The 25,849-nt window shown below is 51.0% G+C and carries 28 protein-coding genes; 14 read left to right on the top strand and 14 right to left on the bottom strand.

Annotated features, from left to right (window positions below):
• Nucleotides 1-110 precede the first annotated feature (110 nt).
• From rplI to yjfP, 5 genes are all read right to left on the bottom strand, one after another.
• Nucleotides 111-563 (bottom strand): 50S ribosomal protein L9, encoded by a 453-nt coding sequence (rplI, locus tag CLR69_RS16865; protein WP_129706476.1) that lies wholly within the window; start codon nucleotides 561-563, stop codon nucleotides 111-113.
• A 41-nt stretch (nucleotides 564-604) separates the two neighbouring features.
• A complete protein-coding gene (rpsR, locus tag CLR69_RS16860; protein WP_005974788.1) occupies nucleotides 605-832 on the bottom strand; it encodes a 30S ribosomal protein S18 in 228 nt (75 codons plus the stop codon).
• Between the two features lie 4 nt (nucleotides 833-836).
• Nucleotides 837-1,157, bottom strand: a complete 321-nt coding sequence (priB, locus tag CLR69_RS16855) for a primosomal replication protein N (protein ID WP_015841576.1) — start codon at nucleotides 1,155-1,157, stop codon at nucleotides 837-839.
• Between the two features lie 5 nt (nucleotides 1,158-1,162).
• Entirely contained in the window at nucleotides 1,163-1,555 is a 393-nt protein-coding gene (gene rpsF, locus CLR69_RS16850; RefSeq protein ID WP_005974793.1) for a 30S ribosomal protein S6, read from the bottom strand.
• A 181-nt stretch (nucleotides 1,556-1,736) separates the two neighbouring features.
• Nucleotides 1,737-2,489 carry an esterase gene (gene yjfP / locus CLR69_RS16845; protein ID WP_129712116.1) on the bottom strand — a complete coding sequence of 251 codons (753 nt, stop codon included), beginning with the start codon at nucleotides 2,487-2,489 and terminating at the stop codon, nucleotides 1,737-1,739.
• A 293-nt stretch (nucleotides 2,490-2,782) separates the two neighbouring features.
• On the opposite strand from yjfP, the gene CLR69_RS16840 reads away from it, so the two are divergent.
• The 3 genes from CLR69_RS16840 (at nucleotide 2,783) to prfH (ending at nucleotide 6,893) form a co-directional block, all read left to right on the top strand.
• The gene (locus CLR69_RS16840) at nucleotides 2,783-4,723 is read left to right on the top strand and encodes a methyl-accepting chemotaxis protein (protein ID WP_129712117.1); all 1,941 of its coding nucleotides are present in this window, start codon (nucleotides 2,783-2,785) and stop codon (nucleotides 4,721-4,723) included.
• Nucleotides 4,724-5,151: 428 nt separating this feature from the next.
• Entirely contained in the window at nucleotides 5,152-6,273 is a 1,122-nt protein-coding gene (locus tag CLR69_RS16835; protein ID WP_129712118.1) for an RNA ligase RtcB family protein, read from the top strand.
• Complete coding sequence (gene prfH, locus CLR69_RS16830) at nucleotides 6,270-6,893, top strand: peptide chain release factor H (protein WP_129712119.1); 624 nt, start codon at nucleotides 6,270-6,272, stop codon at nucleotides 6,891-6,893. Before CLR69_RS16835 ends, prfH begins: the two co-directional genes overlap by 4 nt.
• Nucleotides 6,894-6,927: 34 nt before the next feature.
• On the opposite strand, the gene CLR69_RS16825 is transcribed toward prfH, so the two are convergent.
• Nucleotides 6,928-7,389: a hypothetical protein gene (locus CLR69_RS16825; protein ID WP_129712120.1), complete on the bottom strand. Its 462-nt coding sequence runs from the start codon at nucleotides 7,387-7,389 to the stop codon at nucleotides 6,928-6,930.
• Nucleotides 7,370-7,705, bottom strand: a complete 336-nt coding sequence (locus tag CLR69_RS16820) for a hypothetical protein (protein WP_129712121.1) — start codon at nucleotides 7,703-7,705, stop codon at nucleotides 7,370-7,372. The genes CLR69_RS16825 and CLR69_RS16820 overlap by 20 nt, the downstream gene beginning before the upstream one ends.
• Nucleotides 7,706-7,882: 177 nt before the next feature.
• Between CLR69_RS16820 and bsmA the strand changes: the two genes are divergently transcribed.
• Nucleotides 7,883-8,191 carry a biofilm peroxide resistance protein BsmA gene (gene bsmA, locus CLR69_RS16815; protein WP_129706488.1) on the top strand — a complete coding sequence of 103 codons (309 nt, stop codon included), beginning with the start codon at nucleotides 7,883-7,885 and terminating at the stop codon, nucleotides 8,189-8,191.
• A 63-nt stretch (nucleotides 8,192-8,254) separates the two neighbouring features.
• On the opposite strand, the gene CLR69_RS16810 is transcribed toward bsmA, so the two are convergent.
• Nucleotides 8,255-8,653, bottom strand: coding sequence for a DUF350 domain-containing protein (locus CLR69_RS16810; RefSeq protein WP_129706490.1), 399 nt, complete (start codon nucleotides 8,651-8,653; stop codon nucleotides 8,255-8,257).
• Between the two features lie 362 nt (nucleotides 8,654-9,015).
• On the opposite strand from CLR69_RS16810, the gene CLR69_RS16805 reads away from it, so the two are divergent.
• Nucleotides 9,016-10,551: a methyl-accepting chemotaxis protein gene (locus CLR69_RS16805; protein ID WP_129712122.1), complete on the top strand. Its 1,536-nt coding sequence runs from the start codon at nucleotides 9,016-9,018 to the stop codon at nucleotides 10,549-10,551.
• Nucleotides 10,552-10,607: 56 nt separating this feature from the next.
• Here the strand turns inward: CLR69_RS16805 and rlmB are convergent, their stop codons facing one another.
• From rlmB to nsrR, 3 genes are all read right to left on the bottom strand, one after another.
• Complete coding sequence (rlmB, locus tag CLR69_RS16800) at nucleotides 10,608-11,339, bottom strand: 23S rRNA (guanosine(2251)-2'-O)-methyltransferase RlmB (RefSeq protein WP_039545633.1); 732 nt, start codon at nucleotides 11,337-11,339, stop codon at nucleotides 10,608-10,610.
• A 103-nt stretch (nucleotides 11,340-11,442) separates the two neighbouring features.
• Nucleotides 11,443-13,902: a ribonuclease R gene (rnr, locus tag CLR69_RS16795; protein ID WP_129712123.1), complete on the bottom strand. Its 2,460-nt coding sequence runs from the start codon at nucleotides 13,900-13,902 to the stop codon at nucleotides 11,443-11,445.
• Between the two features lie 41 nt (nucleotides 13,903-13,943).
• Nucleotides 13,944-14,369: a nitric oxide-sensing transcriptional repressor NsrR gene (gene nsrR / locus CLR69_RS16790; protein ID WP_129706495.1), complete on the bottom strand. Its 426-nt coding sequence runs from the start codon at nucleotides 14,367-14,369 to the stop codon at nucleotides 13,944-13,946.
• A 421-nt stretch (nucleotides 14,370-14,790) separates the two neighbouring features.
• Here nsrR and CLR69_RS16785 point away from each other — a divergent pair, with 421 nt between their 5' ends.
• Entirely contained in the window at nucleotides 14,791-16,362 is a 1,572-nt protein-coding gene (locus CLR69_RS16785) for a methyl-accepting chemotaxis protein (RefSeq protein WP_129706497.1), read from the top strand.
• Nucleotides 16,363-16,888: 526 nt separating this feature from the next.
• The gene (locus CLR69_RS16780) at nucleotides 16,889-18,721 is read left to right on the top strand and encodes a sensor domain-containing diguanylate cyclase (protein ID WP_129712124.1); all 1,833 of its coding nucleotides are present in this window, start codon (nucleotides 16,889-16,891) and stop codon (nucleotides 18,719-18,721) included.
• On the opposite strand, the gene CLR69_RS16775 is transcribed toward CLR69_RS16780, so the two are convergent.
• The gene (locus tag CLR69_RS16775; RefSeq protein ID WP_129712125.1) at nucleotides 18,690-19,706 is read right to left on the bottom strand and encodes a type IV pilus twitching motility protein PilT; all 1,017 of its coding nucleotides are present in this window, start codon (nucleotides 19,704-19,706) and stop codon (nucleotides 18,690-18,692) included. The two genes, CLR69_RS16780 and CLR69_RS16775, sit on opposite strands and share 32 nt — an antisense overlap.
• Nucleotides 19,707-19,727: 21 nt before the next feature.
• On the opposite strand from CLR69_RS16775, the gene CLR69_RS16770 reads away from it, so the two are divergent.
• The 6 genes from CLR69_RS16770 to hemW all read left to right on the top strand — a co-directional run bounded on the left by CLR69_RS16770 (nucleotide 19,728) and on the right by hemW (nucleotide 23,998).
• Nucleotides 19,728-20,441, top strand: a complete 714-nt coding sequence (locus CLR69_RS16770; protein WP_129712126.1) for a YggS family pyridoxal phosphate-dependent enzyme — start codon at nucleotides 19,728-19,730, stop codon at nucleotides 20,439-20,441.
• Between the two features lie 97 nt (nucleotides 20,442-20,538).
• Entirely contained in the window at nucleotides 20,539-21,360 is an 822-nt protein-coding gene (gene proC, locus CLR69_RS16765; protein ID WP_129707184.1) for a pyrroline-5-carboxylate reductase, read from the top strand.
• A 50-nt stretch (nucleotides 21,361-21,410) separates the two neighbouring features.
• Nucleotides 21,411-21,965, top strand: coding sequence for a YggT family protein (locus CLR69_RS16760; RefSeq protein WP_010295003.1), 555 nt, complete (start codon nucleotides 21,411-21,413; stop codon nucleotides 21,963-21,965).
• On the top strand, nucleotides 21,962-22,252 hold the full coding sequence (gene yggU / locus CLR69_RS16755; RefSeq protein ID WP_005974847.1) for a DUF167 family protein YggU: 291 nt from the start codon (nucleotides 21,962-21,964) through the stop codon (nucleotides 22,250-22,252). Before CLR69_RS16760 ends, yggU begins: the two co-directional genes overlap by 4 nt.
• A gap of 17 nt (nucleotides 22,253-22,269) precedes the next feature.
• On the top strand, nucleotides 22,270-22,863 hold the full coding sequence (gene rdgB / locus CLR69_RS16750) for an RdgB/HAM1 family non-canonical purine NTP pyrophosphatase (RefSeq protein ID WP_129712127.1): 594 nt from the start codon (nucleotides 22,270-22,272) through the stop codon (nucleotides 22,861-22,863).
• Nucleotides 22,856-23,998: a radical SAM family heme chaperone HemW gene (gene hemW, locus CLR69_RS16745; protein WP_129712128.1), complete on the top strand. Its 1,143-nt coding sequence runs from the start codon at nucleotides 22,856-22,858 to the stop codon at nucleotides 23,996-23,998. Before rdgB ends, hemW begins: the two co-directional genes overlap by 8 nt.
• A gap of 472 nt (nucleotides 23,999-24,470) precedes the next feature.
• On the opposite strand, the gene CLR69_RS16735 is transcribed toward hemW, so the two are convergent.
• Nucleotides 24,471-24,806: a nuclear transport factor 2 family protein gene (locus CLR69_RS16735; RefSeq protein WP_129712129.1), complete on the bottom strand. Its 336-nt coding sequence runs from the start codon at nucleotides 24,804-24,806 to the stop codon at nucleotides 24,471-24,473.
• 328 nt (nucleotides 24,807-25,134) lie between these two features.
• Between CLR69_RS16735 and CLR69_RS16730 the strand changes: the two genes are divergently transcribed.
• Nucleotides 25,135-25,263 (top strand): entericidin A/B family lipoprotein, encoded by a 129-nt coding sequence (locus tag CLR69_RS16730; RefSeq protein ID WP_081923409.1) that lies wholly within the window; start codon nucleotides 25,135-25,137, stop codon nucleotides 25,261-25,263.
• A gap of 90 nt (nucleotides 25,264-25,353) precedes the next feature.
• Here CLR69_RS16730 and CLR69_RS16725 read toward each other — a convergent pair whose 3' ends face one another.
• Nucleotides 25,354-25,809 (bottom strand): GNAT family N-acetyltransferase, encoded by a 456-nt coding sequence (locus CLR69_RS16725; protein WP_129706511.1) that lies wholly within the window; start codon nucleotides 25,807-25,809, stop codon nucleotides 25,354-25,356.
• Between the last annotated feature and the right edge of the window lie 40 nt (nucleotides 25,810-25,849).

Genomic DNA, 25,849 nt, shown 5'->3' with positions numbered 1-25,849 from the left:
GGATAATAGGGTAATGATAGGTCATTTCCCGATCCCTAAAATGCAAAACGCTGGCACAAGGCCAGCGTTTCACATGTTAACTAAAGTGTTAATTCAACGATAAACGTGAATTATGCTTCAGCAACAACAACGACATTCAGTTCAGCAAATACATCGCTGTGTACCTGGAAGCTCACTTCGTGATCACCCAGAGTACGCAGAACGCCGTTCGGCAGGCGAACTTCGCTCTTAGCAATGTCAACACCGGCAGCCGTTACCGCATCAGCGATATCGCGAGTACCGATGGAACCAAACAGTTTACCTTCGTCGCCTGCTTTAGACGCGATGGTAACGCTACCCAGTTCTTTGATCTTGGCGGCGCGAGCTTCAGCAGCAGCCAGAACGTCAGCCAGTTTGGCTTCCAGTTCAGCACGGCGTGCTTCGAAGAACTCAACGTTTTTCTTAGTTGCCGGCACAGCTTTGCCCTGCGGAACCAAGAAGTTACGAGCATAGCCCGATTTAACGTTTACCTGATCACCCAGGCTGCCCAGGTTTGCTACTTTATCAAGCAGAATAACTTGCATTACTTTATCCTCTCAAAGTCTCGTTAATGGACAGTGGCCGATTACTGATGACGGTCAGTGTACGGCAACAAAGACAAGTAACGCGCACGCTTGATAGCGCGGGCCAGCTGACGCTGGTATTTTGCACGAGTACCGGTGATACGGCTCGGAACAATCTTGCCGCTTTCAGTGATATAGTTTTTCAGCGTAGCGATATCTTTATAATCAATCTCTACAACGCCTTCCGCGGTGAAACGGCAGAATTTGCGACGACGGAAATAACGTGCCATGTGGCTAGTCTCCAGAATCTATCAATTCAATCTGCTCGGCATGTAACACTATCTTGCTCAGACCATTGCGCCCTTGATGGCAGCTAATGAATCCATGCACGGTAAGTTGCGTGCCGACCGTTATACTGTGGGTAACTGCTTGTGACGAGAGTCCGCTGACAATCACGGGCATACGACACCATGCTTGCCGACTTAATCCGGCTTCCTCCTGTGTCGAGCGGTGCTCAAGCACAAACTGACAGTGAGGAATGCCTGACGGGCTGACTTTACGAATGGGCGTCTTGCACACTGTGCCGGACAACACCAGACGGTTCACCGTCACCACAACAATTACTCTTCAGAATCCCCTGCATCCACATCATCGCCAGCTTCAGCGAAATCTTCACGACGCTCACGGCGTTCGTCTTTCGCTTTCACCATTGGAGATGCTTCAGTTACCGCGTGCTTAACGCGCATAACCATGCTGCGGATAACGGCATCGTTAAAGCGGAAGTTTGTTTCCAGCTCATCGATCGCTTCCTGCGGCGCTTCAACGTTCAGCAGAACGTAGTGAGCTTTGTGCAGTTTGTTGATCGGGTAAGCCAGTTGACGGCGGCCCCAGTCTTCCAGACGGTGGATCGTGCCCTGCGCACCAGTGATGGTAGCAGTGTAGCGCTCGATCATGCCCGGAACCTGTTCGCTCTGGTCAGGATGAACCATAAATACGATTTCGTAATGACGCATCGAATTGCTCCTTACGGATTATTCAGCCTCCTGTCTGGGTCAACCGCGGCCCGTGGAGGCAAGGAACGTGTATGTGTGCGGCTGAAAAAATGACGCGTAAGTATAGTGCCCGACATTAAAGAACACAAGGAAGAAACTCAGGAGTTTTCTACGTTGTGATATTTACAGAATCAACGTGGAATTACAGCGTCCGCTTGAAGAAATCAGCTCCCGCCTGTAACGCCGTCGGCGTAATACGATGTGCCACACCCGGTTCGGTCAGGTATGTCAGATTGGCGAGTTTATCGCGCGCCTGCAATGCTTGGTGGAGACGTGCGCTTTCTGCCGCTGGCACAACATCATCCGCCTCACCATGCCACACCAGCAGGGGTCGATTGGACAGCGCATCCAGGCGGGTGGTGACATCATAATCAGCCAGTTTGGCCGCTAATGCCTGCAACACCGACTGATTTTCCTCACGATCGGCCGGAACCGGAGGGAATAGCGTTGATGATAGCGTGGAGAAATAGCCGGAGCCCATAAATGCAGCCACCGCAGTAATCCAGGGATAGCGAGCCATACACCCGAGCGCGCTCATTCCACCAAGTGACGCACCGCAAACGCCAACGCGGTCTCCGTCGATCAAACCACGCCGCCGATATTCGGCAACATAGTCGGGAAGTTCTTCAATATTCGATTGCAGAATGTCCCAGAAATGCTGCAATCGATGCGCTTCATCCCCGTCATAGCGGGCACCGTGCATTGCCGCATCGGCCAAAATCACTCGAAACCCGGCCTGAGCTAGTGCATAGCCAAAATACGAATACACCTCTTTTGACGACGTGTAACCATGGTAGAAAAAAATCGTCGGTAGAGGCTGCTCCCTTCTTCCTGCGGGTACCGCGTGAATCACTTCGATACCGTTGCCGAGTTTATCCAGTGACATTTCAACCATATTTCCCTCGTTTCAAGTTCTGTTAGCGCGTTTTTATGTAGCGAAATCGTATTTAGCGACAGGCTCACTACCTTTTACGATAAATCAACTTACCGCGATCTTCCTGACTCAGCGCTGTCATTAATTCGTGCTGATTTAATAAGCCCATTTATGTAAATAAAAAAATTGCATTGATCTGGATCAATTACTGAAATGGATATTTACACTCCGTGATTAAATTTTTTTCATTTACTGCCGTTAACGCATGTGAAGTGAGACTAAAAAATAACCTTTTTATTATAAGAGACACACATATGTTGGGACTTTCTTTTAAACACTGGGGTTTGGGTATCAAGCTATCAATTATCGCCTCCCTGAGCGTGGCGATCTTGTTCATTGCTTTCACCCTCACTCTTACCCGCTCCGCAGGCAATCAGCTGAAATCGTTGACTCTCAACGACATGCAGAGTCAGGTGAATGGAGTCACCGACATGATCAACATGTACGATACCAGCCTGCAAGCAGAGGTCAGCAACTATACGCGGCTGCTGGCGAGCTTTTTGCCAACGCAGTTTTCACTGGACACCGTTAACCGCACACCTTTCGGCAACACATCGCACCCAACACTTAAAGCTGGCGATACGGTATTGAACCTCAATACCGAAGTGCCAGACGACTTTCTGAGCCGCACCCACGCGATCTCAACGATTTTTGTCCGCGATGGAGACGATTTCACGCGCATCACCACCTCGCTGAAAAAAGAAGATGGATCGCGCGCGATGGGCACCAAACTCGATCGTGAAAGTCCAGCTTATGCACCGGTGATGAAAGGTGAGATCTACAGTGGGTTGGCAACACTGTTCGGCAAACAGTACATCACCCAGTATCAACCGATACGCGACAGTGAAAACAAGGTTATCGGTATTCTGTTCGTCGGTGTCGACATCACGAAGCAATTTACCGAGATGCAGCAAACTATTCTGAACAAGAAAATAGGTGAGACAGGCCATTTCTTTGTCCTTAGCACGAAGAAAGGAAAGGACGCAGGTAACTATCTTTACCACCAAAGCAATGCCAACCAACGCCCTGACTGGTCAGAAGGGGCGTTAGAGAAAGTGCTGGCAACTGGTAATGGTACGATCGAATACGATAACAACACGATGACGGGCGAAGAAAAAACCCGGATCATGGTGTACCGCAGTATTCCACAGTGGAACTGGATTGTGGCGGGTGCCATCAGTAAAGAAAGCCTGATGGCAGAGGTTAACCGTACCCGCAACCTGTTTTTAGGCGGTGGTATTATTCTGGTTCTGCTCTTTGCAGCATTCTTTGTCGTGCTGACGCGTAAGTGGCTGAGCCAGCCTCTGGTTGAAATCGTCAAAGTGGCAGAACAATTCTCTGCCGGTAACCTGACAGCGACGCTTTCCAGCAACCGTGGCGATGAAGTGGGCCGCCTGATCGATGCGATTAACGGTATCGGACAGGGGCTAACGACGATTGTGTCGCAAGTAAGGAGCGCCTCCGAAGAAATCAGTGCCAGCACCGATGCGCTGGCTGCTGATAGCGAAAACATCAGTGAGCAAATTGCCCGTCAGGCCAGCAGCGTCGAAGAAACGTCGGCTAGCATGGAACAACTCTCCGCCAGCGTGAAGCAAAACGCCGATAACGTCTCTGCCGCCAAAGACCTGGCGGAGCAAAGCGCAGCAGCTGCACATAATGGCAGCCAGACCGTTACCGATTCCGTCTCTACGATGAGCGATATTAAAAACTCATCGCAGCGGATTGCCGATATCACGACAGTGATCGAATCTATCGCTTTCCAGACTAATATTCTGGCGCTCAATGCTGCGGTAGAAGCCGCTCGTGCGGGCGAACACGGCAGAGGCTTCGCCGTCGTGGCAGCTGAAGTGCGAGCGCTGGCACAGCGTAGTTCTACCGCAGTGAAAGAGATCGAAACCTTGATTGATGAATCGCTGGAAAAAATCGAAGCGGGCTATCATTTCTCAGAAAAAACGCAGGCGGTAATGGACGACTTGCGCAACCGTATCTTACAGGTCAGTGCCATCGTGAACGATATTGATATCGCCTCACGCGAGCAGTCTGCGGGTATCAGTCAGGTAAACATCGCCATTGTACAGATTGGTCAGGCAACGCAGGAAAACACCATTCTGGTCAACAACTCGGAAGACACCGCGCAGGGTCTGCGCCAGAAAGGCCACCACCTCAGCGAGCTGGTCAGCGTCTTCCGTATTTAACATCCACACATACCCTAAATAATTCGAGTTGCAGGAAGGCGGCAAGAGAAGACATCCCGATGAGCTTACTCAAGTAAGTGATTCGGGTAACTGACAAATCTGCCAAAGGCAGATTTGAACGCTGCTGGCAGCGGCCCCAACGGGGCGAGGTGCACGTAAGTGTGCCGAGTAGCGTAGCCAACGCACATGCAGCTTGAAGTATGACGGGTACAGCGGTCATCGTATTGCACGACGGCCGCCATTTGAGTATTATGCCGACGTTTTTTCCCCCATCCCCCCACACTGACAAAGGAGACGACATCATGACAACAATTACTCTGATTCTTTGCAGGACACCTCGGGTCTAATTCCGCATTCTTTTCCGCTTTGCGTTATCCCCCGCTGTAGCCTGCCTTACCCTATTTTTAAATTGATCAGCAGGATGATCTATGGGCAATGCTATTCGCTCTATTTCGGCGCGCGTCAGTGTGATCGCGACGGAAAATACCTGGATTGAAGATAAAGCAATCCAACAGCTTCAAATTACCTCACAGCTTCCCGATATGGTTCGCGTGGCCGGTATGCCAGATTTGCATCCGGGTCGTGGCTACCCTATTGGTGCCGCTTTTTTCTCACAACAGCGCTTCTATCCGGCGCTGGTCGGAAACGATATCGGCTGCGGCATGGCGCTATGGCGCACGGGCCTGAACGCCAACAAGATTTCGTTGGATAAGCTGGAGAAACGGCTTGGCAGTATTGATGGCCCACTGGAAGACACTATCGATATTCCCCCCGCGCTGGCGGATTTTCGCTATTCGCTAGGCACCATCGGCGGCGGTAACCACTTTGCAGAATTGCAGCAGCTTGATGAAATTTATCAGTCCGATGTGCTGCACGCTCTGCATATTGATCCTAAACAGCTTCTGTTGCTCGTTCACAGCGGCTCACGCGGATTAGGGCAAACCATACTGGAAGCTCATGTGCGGGAATTCGGCCATCAGGGTCTCGAAGCCAATACGCCGGCCGCGGCGGCCTATCTGGAACAGCACCAGTTCGCGCTGACGTTTGCCACCAACAATAGGCGACTGATAGCGCAGCGGATGCTGGATCGCTGGCATACGGAAGGCGATGCCGCGCTGGACGTGAACCATAATCTGGTGACACCGACAACGATTGAAGGCATTTCCGGCTGGCTGCACCGTAAAGGCGCGACGCCTGCCGACTGCGGCCCGGTCATCATTCCCGGTTCTCGCGGTGACTACAGCTATATCGTGCAACCCATCCCTCATGCCGATAGCCTCTATTCACTGGCACATGGCGCGGGCAGAAAGTGGATGCGCACAGAGTGTAAAGATCGGCTGTCTTCACGCTATAGCGTCCAGCAACTCGCGCGCACTCGCTTCGGCAGTCGTGTGATTTGCCAGGACAGGCAGTTGATTTTTCAGGAAGCGCCGGAAGCCTACAAGCCGATAGACAGCGTGATTGGTGCGATGCAGCAGGCGGGATTAATCACGCTGATTGCTCGGCTGAAACCCGTACTCACCTACAAAACGCGCGGGGAGGATAAATGATATTGCTTCAGCTTTCCGCCGCACAAGGACCGGACGAATGCATGCTGGCAACGGCAAAGGCGTTACAGGCTTTGATACGGGATGCCGCACGGCAAGGTGTCGAATGTGAGATCATCGAAACCGAAGCAGGGAAACGTTCCGGTACGTTACGTTCCGCACTGGTTCTGTTAAACGGTGAGCAGGCAGAACTGCTGGCCGCTAGCTGGTGCGGTACGCTTCAGTGGGCGTGCAATAGCCCTTGGCGTAAAGGTGGTGGACGCAAGAACTGGTTTATCGGCGTCGCACGCTTTCATCAGGAACAGGCGTTTGCCGATAACGAGATTCGTTTTGAAGCCACTAAATCCTCCGGTCCCGGCGGACAACATGTGAATAAAACCGAGTCAGCCGTCCGCGCCCCCCATGTCGCCAGCGGCATCACGGTGAAGGTGCAGAGTGAACGCAGCCAGCACGCGAATAAGCGTCTGGCCTGTTATCTCATCGCCTATCGTCTGGAAGCGTTACAGCAACAGCAGCATGCCGAACTACGGGCACAGCGACGTCTGTTCCACCACCAGATAGAGCGCGGCAATCCGGTAAAAGTCTTCAAAGGTGAAGATTTTTCGCTAGTCACCTCGCGCTAACCTCAACTCATAGGCGGGCACCGATTGCCGCCTGTTATTTCTTCTCGGAAATGGCCTTAAAGTATTGGGATAGGCTGAACGGCATCTGTAAACCCGGCAGCTCGCTGAGTCGATTAAGTTCATCACGATGCGAGTCGATCCATAGCTGCTGCAAGGGCTGCAACGTCGTTGTTCGCGCCGCAATTAGCGTATCCAAAAAACTCCTATTCCCTTCCACTGCCAAATGGAATGCTTTTATCGCCAGTTTATCCACCTCGCTTTCGGTACAGCGATTCATCGCTTGCTCATTCAAATAAATAAGAACAGTGGCTTTATCATCATTGTTTAATGTCCAGAACCAGTCGTTTGAAGACGGAAGCGTGACGGGATTCTTTTTCCCTCGCTCACGGCACTGCTGATAAATCGAATCTAGCTCGTGTAATGAAGGTTCGACAGCGTGTGTATAGCCAGTAATAAAGAAGAAGAAAAAGATAAACCTACTTATTGTACGATGCATAAACACACATCCAGAATTCGGACTCGTCTCCTACAGAAGACCATGCCATTGGCTCCACAACTTGATCCAATTTATGCCTGAGAATATTCGGTATACCCGCCATCGCTTGGCCGTAAAGTTCCCAATCATAATCGCTGATATTATAAGTTACGTCTTTAGCACTGCGAGGATCGCTGAAAATACTGTAAAGAGGGGTTGTTGAAACAGCGAATGCTAGTCGGTTTGCGCTATCAACTAGTGTGTTGATTTGCTCAATAGCTTCTACCGAACGAGCACTTAAGGTGAGTTCTTTGATCTGACAAGTGGCAATTCCCATGCCCTACTCCATCCAAGTAAATGATTACAAAAATCTGATCGTTTATTCCCGTTCTCATACCCATGAACAAATTAAAGTAAGCAATTAATAATAATCTGGTCAACCAAAATTAAGCCTTTATCGTAGATTTTGTAACGGTGCTACACTCCCGCTATCTATTCCTGTCAGGCTGAAGCGATGAACATCGTACGGATACTTTTTTTACCCTTAATACTGATACTGTCCGGTTGCCAGCTCATACAAGGAAAACCAGTCGCAGCACCACCGCCTGCAGAGAAAGCACTCGAAATTCGCTACGCGCAAACCAGCCAGTTAGAAAAAGTGGGGGCGATCTCCGCGACCGTACGCGGGAACGCAGACGATGCCGATCGTGCCATTCAGCAAAAAGCCGATGCCTCCGGCGCGCACTATTATGTGATTGTGCTGAAATCCGAGGCCACAACGCACCCCGGTCTGTGGTCCGCACGTGCCGTGCTGTATCGCTGAATCTGCGGGACGTGCTATAAAAAAATACCGGGCAGATTCCCGGTATCATCATGCAGTGGCAAATTAATACGACATACACGCCGCATTCAGAATCCCGCCACTGAGCGAGGCGGCACAAAGAAAGGCACCAGACGCAATATCGTTATTCTGGATATGCTGGCTGAGACGCGGCATATACAGACGCACAGCGAAATAAATCAGTAATTGCACCACCAGCGCGACCACGCCCCAGGTGATGTAATCCACCAGGCTCACCGAATTAATCGCCGCGCTGGAAAGCGGGATCACATAGCCAATCAACGCCCCACCAAATCCAATCGCTGCCGTACCGTTGTTCTCTTTAATCAGCGCCCATTCATCATGCGGTGTGATACGGGTGTAGATAAACAAAAAGGCCAGCACCATGGCAAACCCGATAAAGAAATAGGACGCGAAAGCGAGTAGCGACGTAACAATAGGCATAGCAATATTCCTTTCAAATGAGACACGTTGGCGCGTCAGCAACAGGTAAGGGGAAGGGTATAGATGATTCTTGCATAGCAAAGCGTTTATACATGACTTTACGTGATAAGCAATGCAGGAATCTCCTGCGAAGCGCTTTATTCCCTCGGCCGCTCTATCCGCACGAGTATCCTCACATTTTTTAAGAAAATGGATAATCATTGCACCTGAAATGCCGATAACAGATAAGGCATTTTTTATCAGTTAGATAGGAGCCCATTTCACATTCATCACCTGCTTTTTTATGCAAACACACAATGACAACTAAACCGTTACTAACCTGCGATAACGGTAAATAATTAATGAACGAAAGGAAGAAGTTTATGCTGCGCTGGATGTCATTTCAAAACCTGTCTGTAACACGAAAGTTATTGGTAGGATTTGGTTTATTGCTCATCATGGGTGGGATTCTCTCCATGGTTGGCTTTTATGGATTACACAATAGTGACCAATCGTTAAAGCGCATCAGCCGCCTTGGCGCTATTTATGACAAAACCGTTGTCGCTCGAGAAGGCAACTTTGGTTATGCACTAGAGCGTAAAGCACAGTATCTGGAACAGCACGACAGCGCTATCGGTAACATCAACGAGGAGTTATCAGCGCTGCTAAAAGAAATTAATACCGGACACTGGCCATCAGAAGATAAAAACGCCATCCAGGATATCAGTTCGTCACTCAATACCTACCTAACCCAACGCCAGCAGGTCATGAGCCCGAATGTCACTCAACAGACGCTCAGCGAACTGAATAATCAAATGGCGCAGTTGCAGGAAAACATCAATAAGCTTTACTTCACAGAAGAGAGCCGCGCTGGCCGCAACGTTATTAACAGTGATATCCAACTGGGCGTGATTACGCTGATCGCCATCATACTCGGCCTGACGACCGCGATTGTGATTTCACGACAGATCGTTCGCCCGCTACATCAGGCGTTACACGCCACTCGCGCCATTGCAGAAGGCGATCTTACCGTACAGTTGCACAATGAACGCCGTGATGAATTAGGCCAGTTGATTTCAGCCATGGGGCAGATGAATAACAATCTGCACAGCATGATTGATAAAATTCGCCTCAGTGCGAATCAGATTTCCTATGCCGCAGGGGAAATTACTGCGGGTAACACCGATCTCTCCTCTCGCACTACGCAACAAGCCGCCGCACTCGAAGAAACCGCAGCCAGTATGGAGCAGTTGACGTCAACGGTGAAACAGAATGCCGATAACGCTCATCAAGCCAACCGTCTGGTTATGGATGCCTCTGATACCGCGAATCTGGGGGGAGAACAGGTTTCTAAAGCGGTGAATACCATGCACGGCATCGCGCAAAGTTCCCACCGTATCGCCGAAATTACCTCAATGATTAACAGCATTGCATTTCAAACCAATATTCTGGCGCTCAATGCTGCGGTAGAGGCTGCACGAGCCGGTGAGCAAGGACGGGGTTTCGCCGTCGTCGCCAGTGAAGTGCGTAATCTGGCACAGCGCAGCGCGCAGGCTGCCAAGGAGATCGATACACTGATTGGCGAGTCCGTTTCGCAGATTAACAATGGCGCAGCGCTGGTTAACGGCGCAGGGAAAACGATGGAAGGGATTGTCCAGTCCGTCACGCAGGTTCACGCCATAATGAAAGACATTACTACTGCCTCGGACGAGCAGCATCGCGGTATTTCTCAGGTCGGCCAGGCCATCATAGAGATGGACCAGAACACGCAGCAAAACACCGTGCTGGTGGAGCAGTCGTCTTCCGCTGCTCACTCACTGGAACAACAGGCGATCGTACTTTCTGATGCGGTTTCCGTCTTCCGGCTTTTACAACCTTCACAACAAGATGTTCGCAGACTGGCAAACTCTGCGGCATAGCCCCAACGACAGAGAGGTGCCCTATGGCACCTCTCGACTGTCATTTTCGATGCTGATTATGCGCGCTGGCGAACAGCTTCAAACAAGCACACACCAGTAGCAACAGACACATTCAGTGAAGACACACTGCCTGCCATTGGGATGCTGATCAATTCATCACAGTGCTCACGAGTCAGACGGCGCATGCCTTCACCTTCCGCGCCCATCACCAACGCCAACGGACCAGTCAATTTACTTTGGTACAGCGTATGATCCGCTTCACCCGCCGTGCCGACGATCCAGATATTACGCTCCTGCAACAGGCGCATCGTACGAGCCAGATTGGTCACGCTGATAACCGGTACGGTTTCCGCCGCGCCACAGGCCACTTTCTTCACTGTCGCGTTTAGTTGCGCAGAACGATCGCGAGGCACAATCACCGCATGTACGCCAGCGCCATCCGCATTACGCAGGCAAGCGCCCAGGTTATGTGGATCAGTCACACCGTCCAATATCAGCAGGAAAGGCGTTTCCAGATTGTCTAACATCGCAGGCAGATCGTTTTCCTGATATTTCCGCCCTTCTTTAACCTTCGCTACGATCCCCTGATGAACCGCGTCTTCAGCCTGCTTATCCAGCCATTGGCGATTTGCTACTTGAATAACGATGCCCTGCGCTTCCAGCTCGGCAATAACGGGCTGAAGGCGACGATCGTCGCGTCCTTTCAGAACAAAGACTTCCAGAAAACGCTGTGGATCGCGCTCAAGCAGTGCCTTAACCGCGTGGATACCGTAAATAATTTCGCTCATTAATACTCTTCAAATTAACCATAACAGGCAGAACCTGTTCATTAGAGATAGAGGTTTTACCCTACTTCCCCTCCTCACAGAGGAGAAATAGGGTTAGCTAACCTTACTCAGCGGACTTTTTCTTCGCGCGTTTAGCCTTAGTCGCGGCGGCGATTTTACGCGTTTTTTCCGCGTTCTTTTTCGCTTTATCGCGGTTCTTTTTCGGCTTCACTTTTGGTTTATCCGACGTCGCGGCGTTGCGATCGCCTTCTTTGCGGAATGCGGCATCCGGTTCAAAGTTTGCTGCGGCTTTGCCTGGGCTACGACGGCGTCGACTTGGCTTGGCCTCACGCGACTCTGGTTTCTTCGTACGGTCACGCGCGGTTTTACCTTCACCACGCACCTTACGAGTACTGGAAATCAACGCAAAATCAATGTTGCGCTCGTCCATATGCACGGCTTCAACACGGATTTCCACTTCATCACCCAGGCGATAAACCTGCCCACGCGATTCGCCAATCAGTCGCTGGCCGATATTATCGTAGCGATAGTAGTCATTATCCAGCGTAGAAACGTGTACCAGCCCATCGATAAATAGATCTTTCAGGCGCACGAAGAAGCCAAAACCGGTCACACTGGCGATAATCCCTGTAAAGACTTCGCCAACGTGATCCTGCATAAAGTCGCACTTCAGCCAATCCGCGACGTCGCGCGTAGCTTCATCCGCACGACGCTCCGTCATCGAGCAGTGCATACCCAGTTGTAGCATCTCGTTAATGTCGCTATGCCAGCCGCCCGTTGATGTCCAACGCTCATGACGATCGCTCAGCAAATACTTAATCGCGCGGTGCAGCGACAGGTCTGGATAACGACGAATTGGCGACGTAAAGTGGCCATAAGACGTCAACGCCAGCCCGAAGTGCCCCCGGTTTTCCGGGTCATAAATCGCCTGTTTCATCGAACGTAGCAGCATAGTTTGCAGCATTTCCCGATCGGGACGCTCTGCTACCTCGTTCATCAGTTCAGCGTAGTCTTTCGGCTGTGGCTTCATTCCACCTTTCAACGTCAGCCCCAGTTCCCCCAGCACGCTGCGCAGGGCTAATACATGGTCTTCACTCGGCTGATCGTGTACGCGGAACAGCGCAGGTTCTTCGTTCTTCTCCACAAATCTCGCGGCGGAGATATTCGCCAGAATCATGCACTCTTCGATCAGCTTGTGCGCATCATTACGCACCACAGCTTCCACACGGTCGATACGACGTTCGGCGTTGAAAATAAACTTGGCTTCTTCGGTTTCAAACGCGATGCCGCCACGCACTTCACGCGCGTGTTCAAGCGCTTTGTACATGTGGTGCAGCTCTTCCAGCCCGCCCACCAGCGGCTTGTAGTGTTCACGCAGTTCAGCGTCGCCTTGCAGAATATTCCACACCTTGGTGTAAGTCAGACGCGCATGTGAGCTCATCACCGCTTCATAAAACTTGTAAGACGACAGCTTACCCTGCGACGAAACGGTCATTTCACAGACCATGCACAGGCGATCGACCTGCGGGTTGAGCGAACATAACCCGTTCGACAACACTTCCGGCAGCATCGGTACCACCTGAGACGGGAAGTATACCGACGTGCCACGCGCCCGCGCTTCATGGTCGAGCGGCGTATTCGGCCGAACGTAATAGCTCACGTCCGCAATCGCAACCCACAAACGCCAGCCGCCGCCACGCTTCTGCTCACAGTACACTGCGTCATCGAAATCGCGCGCGTCTTCGCCGTCAATCGTGACCAGCGGCAGCTTACGCAGATCCACACGGCCTTTTTTCGCCGCTTCCGGCACCTCTTCGGAAAGATCCTTCACCTGCTCTTCCACTTGTGATGGCCAAGTGTGCGGAATATCGTGGGTGCGCAGGGCGATATCTACCGCCAGCCCGGTGCCCATATTGTCACCGAGGATCTCAACGATCTTGCCGACCGCTTTCGTGCGGCGCGTTGCGCGTTGCGTCAGCTCAACCACGACGACGAAGCCCATGCGAGCACCGTTAATTTCTTCTTTCGGAATCAGAATATCGAAACTCAGGCGGCTATCATCCGGCACCACAAACCCGACACCGGCATCGACAAAATAGCGACCAACAATTTGTCCGGTACGTGGTTCCAGCACGCGCACAATGCGCCCTTCACGGCGACCTTTACGATCGGCGCCCAGCGGTTGTGCCAGCACAACATCGCCGTGAATCGCCCGTTTCATCTCTTCAGCCGACAGATAAAGGTCGTCTTTACGGCCTTCCACACGCAGGAAACCGAAGCCATCGCGGTGACCAATAACCGTGCCACGCAGCAGATCGAGTTTCTCCGGCAACGCATAGCACTGGCGGCGAGTAAAAATAAGCTGACCATCACGCTCCATCGCACGCAGGCGGCGACGCAGGGCTTCAAGGGGTTCTTCTCCGGTTAATTGCAGGTCAGCGGCTAATTCTTCCCGGCTAATCGGGGTATCGCGCTTGGCGATATGCGCCAAAATATATTCACGACTGGGGATGGGGGATTCGTATTTTTCTGCTTCTCGTTCCAGGAATGGATCTTGTGACATTGCGGTTCCTCCGTTGTCATCAGCAGGAGGCTGAACAAAACTCATTCAACCAACAATAATTTATAAAGCGGCGGGTTTTCTTTGACCATATCAGCTAGCGTGTATTGATCCAGCTCATGCAGGAAATTTTGTACCGCCTGTTGGAGCACCTGCTTCAAACGACAGGCTGGCGTAATGTGGCAAAAGTCATGGCTACAGTTGACCAACGTGAGCGGCTCCAACTCGCGCACGACATCGCCAATTCGGATTGTTTCTGCCGGTTTTCCAAGGCGGATGCCGCCATTCTTACCGCGCACGGCCATCACCAACCCAGCACGACTAAGTTGATTGATAATTTTGACCATATGATTACGAGACACGCCATACACTTCCGTTACCTCTGAAATGCTGGTCATTTTCCCGCTCGGCAGTGACGCCATGTAAATCAGCGCCCGCAAGCCATAATCCGTAAAACTTGTTAACTGCACATAAACCTCGGATACCTCTGGGTATCATTGACGGGCGCATTGAGTACGCACCTGAAAAACCAACGCTATTGACAGATAATAAACCAGGCACAAAGACTACGGCTAATTATTTATACCCTTTGCGTTACGAGAGATTGTCTGGCTGTACCTCGCTCGCTCAAACCTTTTCACGTCAGCCATATCTTTTTAATTTTATCTCACCGCAACACAGATAACGTATTCTCTTTGGTTGCACCCACCAAATCTATACCCCAAATAATTCGAGTTGCAGGAAGGCGGCAAGAGAGGGAATCCCGATGAGCTTACTCCGGTAAGTGATTCGGGTGAGTAAACGCAGCCAACGCACATGCAGCTTGAAGTATTACGGGTATAACGATGAATGGGCTATCACCCACGAAGGCGGCGTAAGGAAAAGGACACCATGGGGTTGAAAAATATTTCTATTCGTACCGGCTTATTAACGTTATTGCTGCTAACCACCCTGCTGCTGCTCATTGTCAGCGGTATGGGTGTAGTGGCGATTAAGAAAGACAGGGAAACGCTGACAGCACAAAACCAGATTCAGGGCATTGAGCTGGGCAATCTGATGAGCGGCTATAACCAAACGCTCAGCGCGCGTGCCTCAGCAACGCTCGCCGTCAGGAAAATCGAAATCGGCTTGCTGGACGACGGAGCAAAAGAAACCGGGATCGTAGAAAAGCATCTCCGCCAGTCACAGGAAGACATTGAACGCGTGATCAAATCGGCCAAGGTCGATCCGAAACAGCAAGCGCTGGCGCAGGAGGTGCTGAAAACCTATCAGGCCTATTTTCAGCAGGGCATGACCCCGATGCTGAGCGCGCTGCAAAAACAATATACCGACGAATATTATGACGTTCTGGAAAAACAACTGGGTACGCTGAGCGAAGCCTTTGATTTATCGATCCAAAACTTCCGTCAGTATGCCCAACAGCTTTCTGAACAGGGTCTGGCGGAGTCCGAACGCAATGAACGCATTATGCTATTACTGATTGCGATTGCCTGCCTGTTATCTATCACGCTGGTCGCACTAGCCTGGGTTGCACTGCGGCACATGCTGCTCAAACCGCTGGACCATGCTATTGAGCAGTTAGAGCAAGTTGCCAGCGGTAATCTGACGCGGCGTCTGATTCAAGGCGGAGACAACGAACTGGGTCGACTCAACGATGCCATCGGCCGCATGCAGGGTGCGCTATTGGAGTCAGTGAGTCAGGTTCGCGATGCCAGTACGCAAATCGATCTCGGTAGCCGTGAATTGTTTGAAGAAAACGCCCAGCTTTCCCAGCGTACCGAAGAATCCGTTGCAGCCCTGGAACAGACGGCGGCCAGCATGGAGCAATTAAGCGCGACGGTAAAACTCAATGCCGATCACGCCGAACTTGCCCATCAGCTCGCTAATAACGTCTCGAATACCAGCAGTCGCAGCAACGAATCCGTCTGTTACGTGATTGAAAAAATGCAGGAAATCGCCACCAGCGCCAAACGCATCAATGACATTCTCAGCGTCATTGACGGGATCGCGTTTCAGACCAACATTCTGGCGCTGAACGCCTCCGTCGAGTCCGCCCGCGCAGGCGAACAAGGCAGAGGCTTTGCCGTCGTCGCCGGAGAAGTACGTAATCTGGCGCAGCACAGCGCGCAGGCAGCGAAAGAGATCCGTTCGCTGATTTTGGATTCCCAGACGCGCGTGTCGGAAGGGCTCGAACTGGCTTCCAAAGCAGGTGAAACCATGGACGAAGTAACCGATGAAATCATCCGTATTACGAAACTGATGCGAGACATTTCTACCGCGACGCAAGAACAGCATCGCGGTATCGAGCAGGTGAACGTCGCTTTCACACAGATCGACAAAGTCGCTCAGCACAATGCGCAGCTCGTCAAAGCCTCATCCGCGACCACGCAGTCATTGGAACAACAGTCCCAACAGTTGATGCGATCCATGGCGCTATTTCAGGTAGAACCTCGCCTTTCTTAATCTGCTGGTGTCACCGCTGGTGGTCAGCCTCACGTTGACCACCAGCATTATAAAAAATAGTCACTGCTCTCTACTGGCGCCCTACAGCACTGAATAAATAATGAGGATAAGCAGGAACCCGCTTTTCCCTTAACGTACATAGTTCATATATATACTTTCAGATAATTTGAGTATTATTTTTTTGCCGCTATTCTCTGTTTTTACACATAAGCGTATAAATAGGGTTTCGGCATAAAAGCGATCAGCGTTATCGCGTCAATGCATTGAATAAAAAGACAATGAGAAAAAACACCTTATTAGTGGTAAGCGTTGTGCATTTCAGGCCATTAATTACATTTAAATAAAATACTTATTAATATAATTAATAGCACGCTATTTTATTAATTCAGCCCATTGATTTCAGCGCAAAGAAAAAGGGTGACCGCCAATCACCCGATAACACCACAGACGGCATCATGGTAAAACAAATGCCACTGACAACAGCGAATCAAGGGTAAAGACAGAAAGAATATAGGCAGAGATAAACATGAATAATCAGTCAGTTGATGTTGATTTGATTACCAGGTTTGACAGTGAAGCCAAACTACACGCACTTGATTCCATTTATGCCATCGCCGAATTCGATCTGGCAGGGAAACTGATTGAAGCCAATCCTCTTTTTTGCAAAATGCTAGGCTATAAAAAAGAAGATATTATTCAGAAAAACCACACATTTTTCCTGCCAGAAGCACAACATAAAAAACACGATCATTTCTGGCACGATGTGGTTAAAGGAAATATCAACGCAGGGGAATTCCAGCGGAAAACCCAAAAAGGAGAAATTATTTGGCTCCATGCGGCTTATACGCCAATTATCGATGACAAAGGCCGACATATCGGCATCATAAAACTGGCAACGGATATTACACAGGAAAAACTTCTCGTGTCAGAACATCGTGCACGGTTAGATGCGATTGAGAACGCGCAAGGCGTGATCGAGTTTGATAAAGATGGCTATATCACTCATATCAATAAACATTATCTGGTGCTGACAGGCTATGAGGAAAAAGACTTACTCGGTCAGCACCACCGTCTACTCTGCAACCCTGTTGATACTGAACAAACCGAGTATCAAACATTTTGGGAAACCTTACACCGCGGTCACTCCATCAGCGGACGCTTCCATCGACTGGGCAAAGACAGCCATTCATACTGGATACAAGCGACCTACAGTCCGATCATGGATAGTGACGGTAATGTGAGAAAAATCATTAAGTATGCCCACAACATCACGCAAAATGTCGAAACTGAAAAGAGAGCACATCAGCAAGGCATTATTCTTGATATTTTGCTGTCAGTTCATGACAGTTTTCTGCTCGACCATAATCTGCCTTCAGCCTGCGATAAAGTCTTTGAGCGACTGCTCGACGTGACCAACAGCAGCTTCGGTTTTATCGCCACGTTGCAGGAAGATGAGGACGGACAGTCACTCTATCTCCCTGCAATTTCCAACCTTGCCTGGGATGAAGAAACACTAAACTGGTACAGACACCAGCGCAGAACTCACGGCGGCCTGAAGCTCCGTAAACTTGATAACCTGTTTGGTCATGTAGTAACTCACAACACGGTGGTGTGCACCAATAACCTATTGAGGCAAAAGGCTGGCAGGGACCTTCCCCCCATACACCCTGCGCTGTATTCCCTGCTCGGCATTCCTATCACCCACAACGGCAAAGCAATCGGGATGATCGCACTGGCCAATCGTCGGGAAGGTTACGATCAAACGATGATCGAGCTACTTGCTCCGCTGGTAAAAACACTCGGTATTATTATTCACGCACGCTCACTTGAAGATGAACGCGCACAGATAGAAGCATCTCTTCGCTTTAACGCAGGCCATGACTTTCTTACCGGACTGCCAAATCGCAGCAGCTTCTTCGAGCAAGCCCGCGCGTTTTTACAACTCAGGCAGCAAAGCCAGCACGCCGATAAAAGCTGCCTTGCTATTATTGATATCGATTTATTTAAAAGCATTAATGATCAATACGGTCATCTGGCTGGCGATGCCGTCCTCAAAGAATTAGCGGTGCTGATGCGCATGTTATTACGTCAGGAAGATCTGGTCGCTCGTATTGGGGGCGAAGAATTCATCATCCTGCTAAAAGATGTCCCTTATCAAACTGCCGTCATAGCTATCGAGCGTATTCGTAAAGCCATTGAGCAACATACGCTGGAATACGATCGTCAGACTCTGCATTTCACGATCAGCGCCGGGATCGCTGCTTACCGTTCCGATCTTACGTCCGTTGAGGACTGGATTCAGTTAGCCGATGAAAACCTCTACGCGGCTAAACGGCAAGGGCGCAACTGTGTGAAATAAACCCATCCTGACAGCGCTGCTGGTAGCTTTGTTCGAACGTTTGCATTCCCGTAGCAGATCCGGTCTGAATAAGGCCGGGAAGCTGGTGCGTTTTTCCCTCACGAATCAGGTTGCTGACTGCCGCTGTCACCGTCAGCACTTCATAAAGCGCGATGCGGCCGCCGTGTGCAGAAGGCAACAACCTTTGCGTCACCACCGCCTGCAAACAGGTTGCTAACTGGCTGCGAACATAGGTTTTCTCTTCACCTGGAAAGACATCAATTAAACGGTCGACCGCCTGTGATGCACTGCGCGTATGTAATGTTGATAGCACCAAATGACCTGTTTCCGCTGCTGTCAGCGCCAGCCGAATCGTCTCCGTATCGCGCAACTCTCCTAACAGAATGACATCAGGATCCTCCCTCAACGCTGCCCGTAGCGCCTGAGCAAAAGACGCACTGTGCACACCGATCTCTCGTTGTTGAATCAGGCAGCGTCGACTGCCATGAATAAACTCGATCGGATCCTCCAGCGTAATCACATGGCGATCGCTACTATCGTTTAATGCCCCAATCATAGCCGCCAGCGTCGTGGATTTACCGCTGCCCGTCGCACCGGTAATCAGGATCAGTCCGTTCGGTTTTTCCAGAAGTGTGGAGAGAATGGGTGGCGCATGTAGCACATCCAATGAAGGTTGAACAGATGGGATGATGCGCAGCGCCGCAGACAGTCCTTCCCGCTGGCGAAATACATTTATCCGCAGGCGCTGTCCATCGGGCAACATTAACGCGCCGTCCACCTGCCCTGCCTGACGTAGTTGCTCTTTCTGAGTCGGTTCTAGCCAGGCATCGCACCATTGTGCCACCTGCTCCGACGTTAAACATGGTAAGGTATTTTCAGGCTGTAGCCTCCCATCCACACGTAACACCGGTGGGTGCCCGCTACAAAGGTGCAGATCCGAGGCATTATGTTTTACACTACGCGCCATCCATTCATCCAATTCCATAGATTAACCTCCTGAATAACCATGACGACAATCCAGCAGAATCTACAGGACATCCGGCAGCAAATCGCAGCCACCGCGCAGCATTGCGCACGGGCACCAGAAGAAATTACGCTACTTGCAGTCAGTAAAACCAAACCTGTGAGCGCGATCGAAGAAGCGATTGCGGCAGGTCAACGTGCGTTCGGCGAAAATTATGTTCAGGAAGGCGTGGAGAAGATTCATTATTTCCAGGAAAACCAACCGGACACGCCGTTGGAATGGCACTTTATCGGCCCATTACAGTCAAATAAAAGTCGGCTGGTGGCTGAGAATTTTGACTGGTTTCATACCGTGGATCGCCTGCGTATTGCGCAGCGTCTGAGTGAACAACGCCCGACCACGTTGCCGCCGTTAAATGTTCTGTTGCAGATTAATATCAGTAACGAACCGAGCAAATCCGGCATCATGGTAGATGAACTCGCGGAACTCGCCGCCAGCGTCGCCGCCTTGCCTCATCTGCGCTTGCGCGGGTTGATGGCCATTCCGGCACCGGAAACCGATCACGAACGGCAGCTTGCTGTTTTTAAACAAATGGCAGCGCTGTTCCAAACATTGTCAGTAAATTATCCGCATATTGATACACTCTCAATGGGGATGACGGATGACATGCGTGCTGCGATTACCGCAGGCAGCACGCTGGTGCGCATCGGTACGGCAGTCTTTGGCGCGCGGGACTATTCATCCCAAAAGGCATAAACCGTCCGTCAAGGACGCATAAACAGCAGGGCGCGCCCCGAATAGCACGCCATCTTTGACAGAATACAAACGGAACAGGTGATCAGCGATAATGCAGATGCAGCAACGTAAAATAGCGTTTATTGGTGCCGGAAACATGGCGCAGGCCATTATCGCCGGATTAGTCAACGGCGGTTATCCCGCTCAACACATCAGCGTCTGCGCGCCTTCAGGCAAAAACCGCGATGCGCTGGCTGCACAATATGGCGTCATCAGCAGCGCAGATAATGTACGCTGCGCTCAGGAAGCAGACGTCATTGTTTTGGCCGTCAAACCGCAAATGATGGCGACGGTTTGCGAACCGCTGCATGAACAGGTCAATTTCGCGGGCAAGCTCGTGCTCTCGATTGCCGCGGGAATCAACATCGCCCGTTTTCAGGCGCTGCTGGGTGAACCGCTGAATATCGTGCGCATTATGCCCAATACGCCGTCTCTGGTCGGAAAAGGCATGAGCGGGATGTACGCCCCCGCGTCCGTCAGTCAGGACGATAAAGACTTCACCGCACATCTGATGCAAAGCGTCGGTAAAATTTGCTGGGTGGATAGCGAGAAAGACATTAACGGCGTGATCGCCGCAGCGGGGAGCGCACCAGCCTATTTCTTCCTGTTTATGGAAGCGATGCAGCAGGAAGCCATCCGCCAAGGGTTCGATCAGGCAACCGCTCGCCTGCTGGTACAACAGGCCGCGTCGGGCGCGGCTACGCTGGTTGAGGCTAATCCCGATACGCCACTGTCGACCCTGCGAGAAAATGTCACCTCCAAGGGCGGCACCACGGCAGAAGCGCTACGGGTATTTAACGAAAAGCAGTTGACGCAAACCGTGGCTGAGGCCATGCAAGCGGCGATTGCTCGCGCACAGGAAATGGAAGCGCTTTTTTAATCAAAAGCGGTATCCCCGATTCTTTATCTTATTAAGGAAAAGACGTACTTATGCTCACCCTTACTTTTCTGGTCAAAACGCTGGTCGACCTCTATGTAATGGTCCTGCTGCTACGCATTTGGATGCAGTGGTCACGCAGTGATTTCTATAACCCGCTGTCGCAGTTTGTCGTCAAAATCACCCAGCCGATTGTTGGGCCATTGCGCCGCATTCTGCCGTCGCTGGGGCCAATTGACAGCGCCTCACTGCTGCTGGCCTTTATCCTTACGACGATCAAATACCCGTTACTGCTGTTGATTCAGGTTGGTGCGATTTCCCTTAGCCCAATGAACCTGCTGGTCGGGCTCATTTCGCTGATTAAATCCGCAGGCTATCTGGTCTTCTGGGTCATCATTATCCGTTCCATCATGAGCTGGGTCAGCCAAGGCCGTAGCCCCATTGAATATCTGCTGCATCAGTTGACTGAACCGCTAATGGCACCGCTCCGCCGCATTATTCCCGTGATGGGCGGCATTGATTTCTCTGCCATGGCCGTCATTCTGATTCTTTATATGCTCAACTATTTGGGTATGGACCTGTTTCCGGGGCTGTGGTTCCTGCTGTGAGTGCGATTACCCGCCACGGCGATGCGCTGGTGATTCGGCTGTATATTCAGCCAAAAGCCAGCCGCGATCAGATCGTGGGTTTGCATGGCGACGAACTGAAAGTCGCCATCACCGCGCCACCGGTTGATGGGCAAGCCAATGCCCATCTGACCAAATTTCTCGCCAAACAGTTTCGGGTCGCCAAAAGTCTGGTCGTGATTGAAAAAGGCGAACTCGGGCGGCATAAACAGATTAGAATTACCCATCCGCAACACATCCCGGCTGACGTCGCGGAATTCATTGAATAAATACGCAGGACAAGACGATGCAAAAAGTGGTTTTGGCTACCGGAAACCCCGGTAAAGTGCGCGAGCTCGCCAGCTTGCTGGCCGATTTCGGTCTGGATATTGTGGCTCAAACCGAGCTAGGCGTGGATTCCGCCGAAGAAACTGGCCTGACCTTCATCGAAAACGCCATCCTGAAAGCACGTCATGCGTCGCAAATCACAGGGTTACCGGCGATTGCCGATGACTCAGGACTGGCTGTCGATGCGCTAGGGGGTGCTCCGGGTATTTACTCTGCGCGCTACGCGGGCTTAGAGGCCAGCGACCAGCAAAATCTGGATAAGCTGCTGCTGACACTAAAAGATATACCGGATGAACAGCGCCGCGCCAGCTTCCATTGCGTTCTGGTGTATCTGCGCCACGCGGAAGACCCGACGCCGATTGTCTGCCACGGTAGCTGGCAGGGTGTGCTGACGCATGAGGCGGTAGGCAGCGGCGGCTTCGGCTATGACCCGATCTTCTTCGTGTCTGAGCTGGGTAAAACGGCAGCAGAACTGACGCGTGAAGAGAAGAACGCGCAGTCCCATCGTGGTCAGGCGCTACGCCTGCTGTTGGATACGCTACGCAATGCTTAAGCTTCCCCCGCTCAGCCTATACATTCATATTCCGTGGTGCGTACAGAAATGCCCGTATTGCGATTTCAACTCACATGCGTTGAAAGGTGATGTACCACATCAGGAATATGTCGATCATCTGCTGGCGGATCTGGATGCCGATTTGCCGCTGGCGGGCGGCCGCGCACTGCACTCGATTTTTATCGGCGGTGGCACGCCTAGCCTGCTAAGCGCGGAAGCGATGCAGGCGCTGCTCGACGGCGTTCGGGCGAGAATCCCGTTAACGCCAGATGCTGAAATTACGATGGAAGCCAATCCCGGTACAGTCGAGGCCGACCGTTTCAGTGGTTATCAACGTGCGGGGATTAACCGTATCTCCATCGGCGTGCAGAGTTTTGATCCGCAAAAGCTGACGCGCCTTGGGCGTATTCATGGCCCGGATGAGGCCAAACGAGCGGCACAGTTGGCGACCGGTCTGAAATTGCGCAGCTTTAATCTGGATCTGATGCACGGCCTGCCGGATCAATCGCTGGATGAAGCGTTGGACGACCTGCGTCAGGCCATTGCGCTCAATCCGCCACATTTATCGTGGTATCAGTTGACTATCGAGCCCAACACGCTGTTCAGCTCACGCCCGCCTACACTGCCGGACGATGATGCACTGTGGGACATCTACGAGCAGGGTCACGCGCTACTGAGCGCCGCGGGTTACCAGCAATATGAAACTTCCGCCTATGCCAAGCCGGGCTATCAGTGCCAGCACAACCTGAACTACTGGCGCTTCGGTGACTATTTGGGAATTGGCTGTGGGGCGCACGGCAAGCTAACCTTCAGCGACGGCCGCATCCTGCGCACGGTAAAAGTCCGCCATCCACGTGGCTATATGCAAGGCACGTATATGGATAAGCAACACGATGTTGCCAACGACGATCGGCCTTTTGAATTTTTCATGAACCGCTTTCGCCTGCTGGAAGCCGCCCCGCGAGCGGATTTCACGGCCTATACCGGTCTGGAAGAGCACAGTATCCGCTCGCAGTTGGATCAGGCACTGGCGCAAGGCTATCTGACAGAAACCGCCACCCACTGGCAAATCACCGAGCACGGTAAACTGTTTCTGAACTCCCTGCTGGAGCTGTTTCTGACGGAAGAAGAGTAATCATTCCGCGGGCAGGTTTTCTCTGGTAAACCTGCCCACCGCTTTCCCTTCCTATTTTTCGTCCTACAACGCTTATTGCAAGCCACCTCCCTGCACCATCGAACAAACCTTTACCGCTATCAAGCACAACAAGATAGGCATCGAACGCAAAGAGTTTGGGCCAGGTTTGACTCATTTCTTTCCCGTCGCCAGACATACGCTATTTTTTCTGTACGAAACAGATAACGTCATTATTGTCAGAGTACTTCATCAGTCACAGGACATTATGCGGCACCTCAAATGGCGATAAGCCGCTTTCAGTGCCCATAAGTTGCATTAGCTCAAACTTGAACTGACAGTTTTCGCGAACAGGGCAGAAAACAATCGCATCGGATTGGCAGCCATGAACGAAAAATGGACCTTCAATAGTACGCTAAGTCCATTGCATACAATGCATTAGCTTGAATGCTACGAGTCTTACTTGAATTATCCGTTATGGGAAATAGAACCATGCGGTCGAAATGAGATCGTCTTTAATTTCAAAAACAGCAACACTCTCCAAAGGCTGATCAGACAAACCGTGTATCCGTTCATGATCGAAAACTTTATTGCCCATTACGATTCTGGAAATAAGTTCTGCTTTAAGTTTTGGATTATTAAAACGGTTGTTTAAGTAAAATTCGCGTAATGATTCTTTTCCTGTTGTTGAAGGACTTTCACTTGGCATCCGATAACCTTTGAAATCCTCTGAAAAGCAAGACATAAACGCTTCAATATCATGGGCATTATATGCTTCAAACTGTGCTTTCACTGGTGAATCTACCGACATTCCAACCTCGTAAAAATGATTTTACATGCAATAATTAAGCATATAAAATCACACCTAGTTGGTGTAAACAAGTCATAATTTAAGCTAAATACGATTCTCACCTCGTCCTCTCCTGCCACGAAGCTGCTTGTCAGATTAGGTTTAGTTCTGTGCAGTAACAATGTCAGCTCAAGTCTGAGCTAATACACATAGGTAGCAACATAATTTCAAACAATATCAGCCGGTTCAGGCTATACGAGGATTGAATTTTTACCTGCGGTTATGACAAAGTAGAAACTTATCGCACTCTATTTATCACACCCTGTTTATCAACCTGCTGGTAACGATGATGAAACGTATAACAACGATCGTAGTGGCGCTGCTGGTCACGGCAGCATTGAGCGGCTGTAACACCACGCGCGGCTTTGGCGAAGATGTACAAAAACTGGGTAATAAAATTTCACACGCCGCCAGCTAATCAAGCGTCAAATAACAAAAAACCGGCAATACTCTCGCCGGTTTTTTCTTTCCGCAGTATCGATTCCTTCCACCGCATACCCGATGCTCTTCAGAACGCCGACAGCATATCAATATGCGGAATACCGTCTTCGTCATATACCTCACCGGTCGCCACAAACCCAAACGCGCCGTAGAACGCTTGCAGATGAGACTGCGCGGACAGGAAAAGATGCTTTTGCGGCCAGTGGCGCGCGCAGGCAATCAGCGAGTGTTCCATTAGTTGATGCCCCAGATGTTGTCCGCGGGCATGGGGCGCAACAATCACGCGCCCAATCGTCACCACATCGTTGTTTGGATGGGGTGCGAGCAACCGCGCATACGCGGCCAGCTTACCGTCGCGATACGCCGCGATGTGGCGGTTACCTTCCACCAGATCGCGGCCATCAATATCCAAATAGGGGCAGGTTTGCTCAACCACGAATACCTGACTGCGCAGCGCCAATATGTCATGCAGTGAATACACGTTAAGGTCTGCCACATCCCAGTCATGCCATATCAGACTCATTTCCACCCTTCCCTATTATACCCTCATACTTCAGGCTGCT

Source organism: Pectobacterium zantedeschiae, from assembly GCF_004137795.1.
GTDB classification, from domain to species: domain Bacteria; phylum Pseudomonadota; class Gammaproteobacteria; order Enterobacterales; family Enterobacteriaceae; genus Pectobacterium; species Pectobacterium zantedeschiae.
Note: the sequence above shows the minus strand (reverse complement) of the source record. Positions and strands in the feature narration are given on the sequence as shown.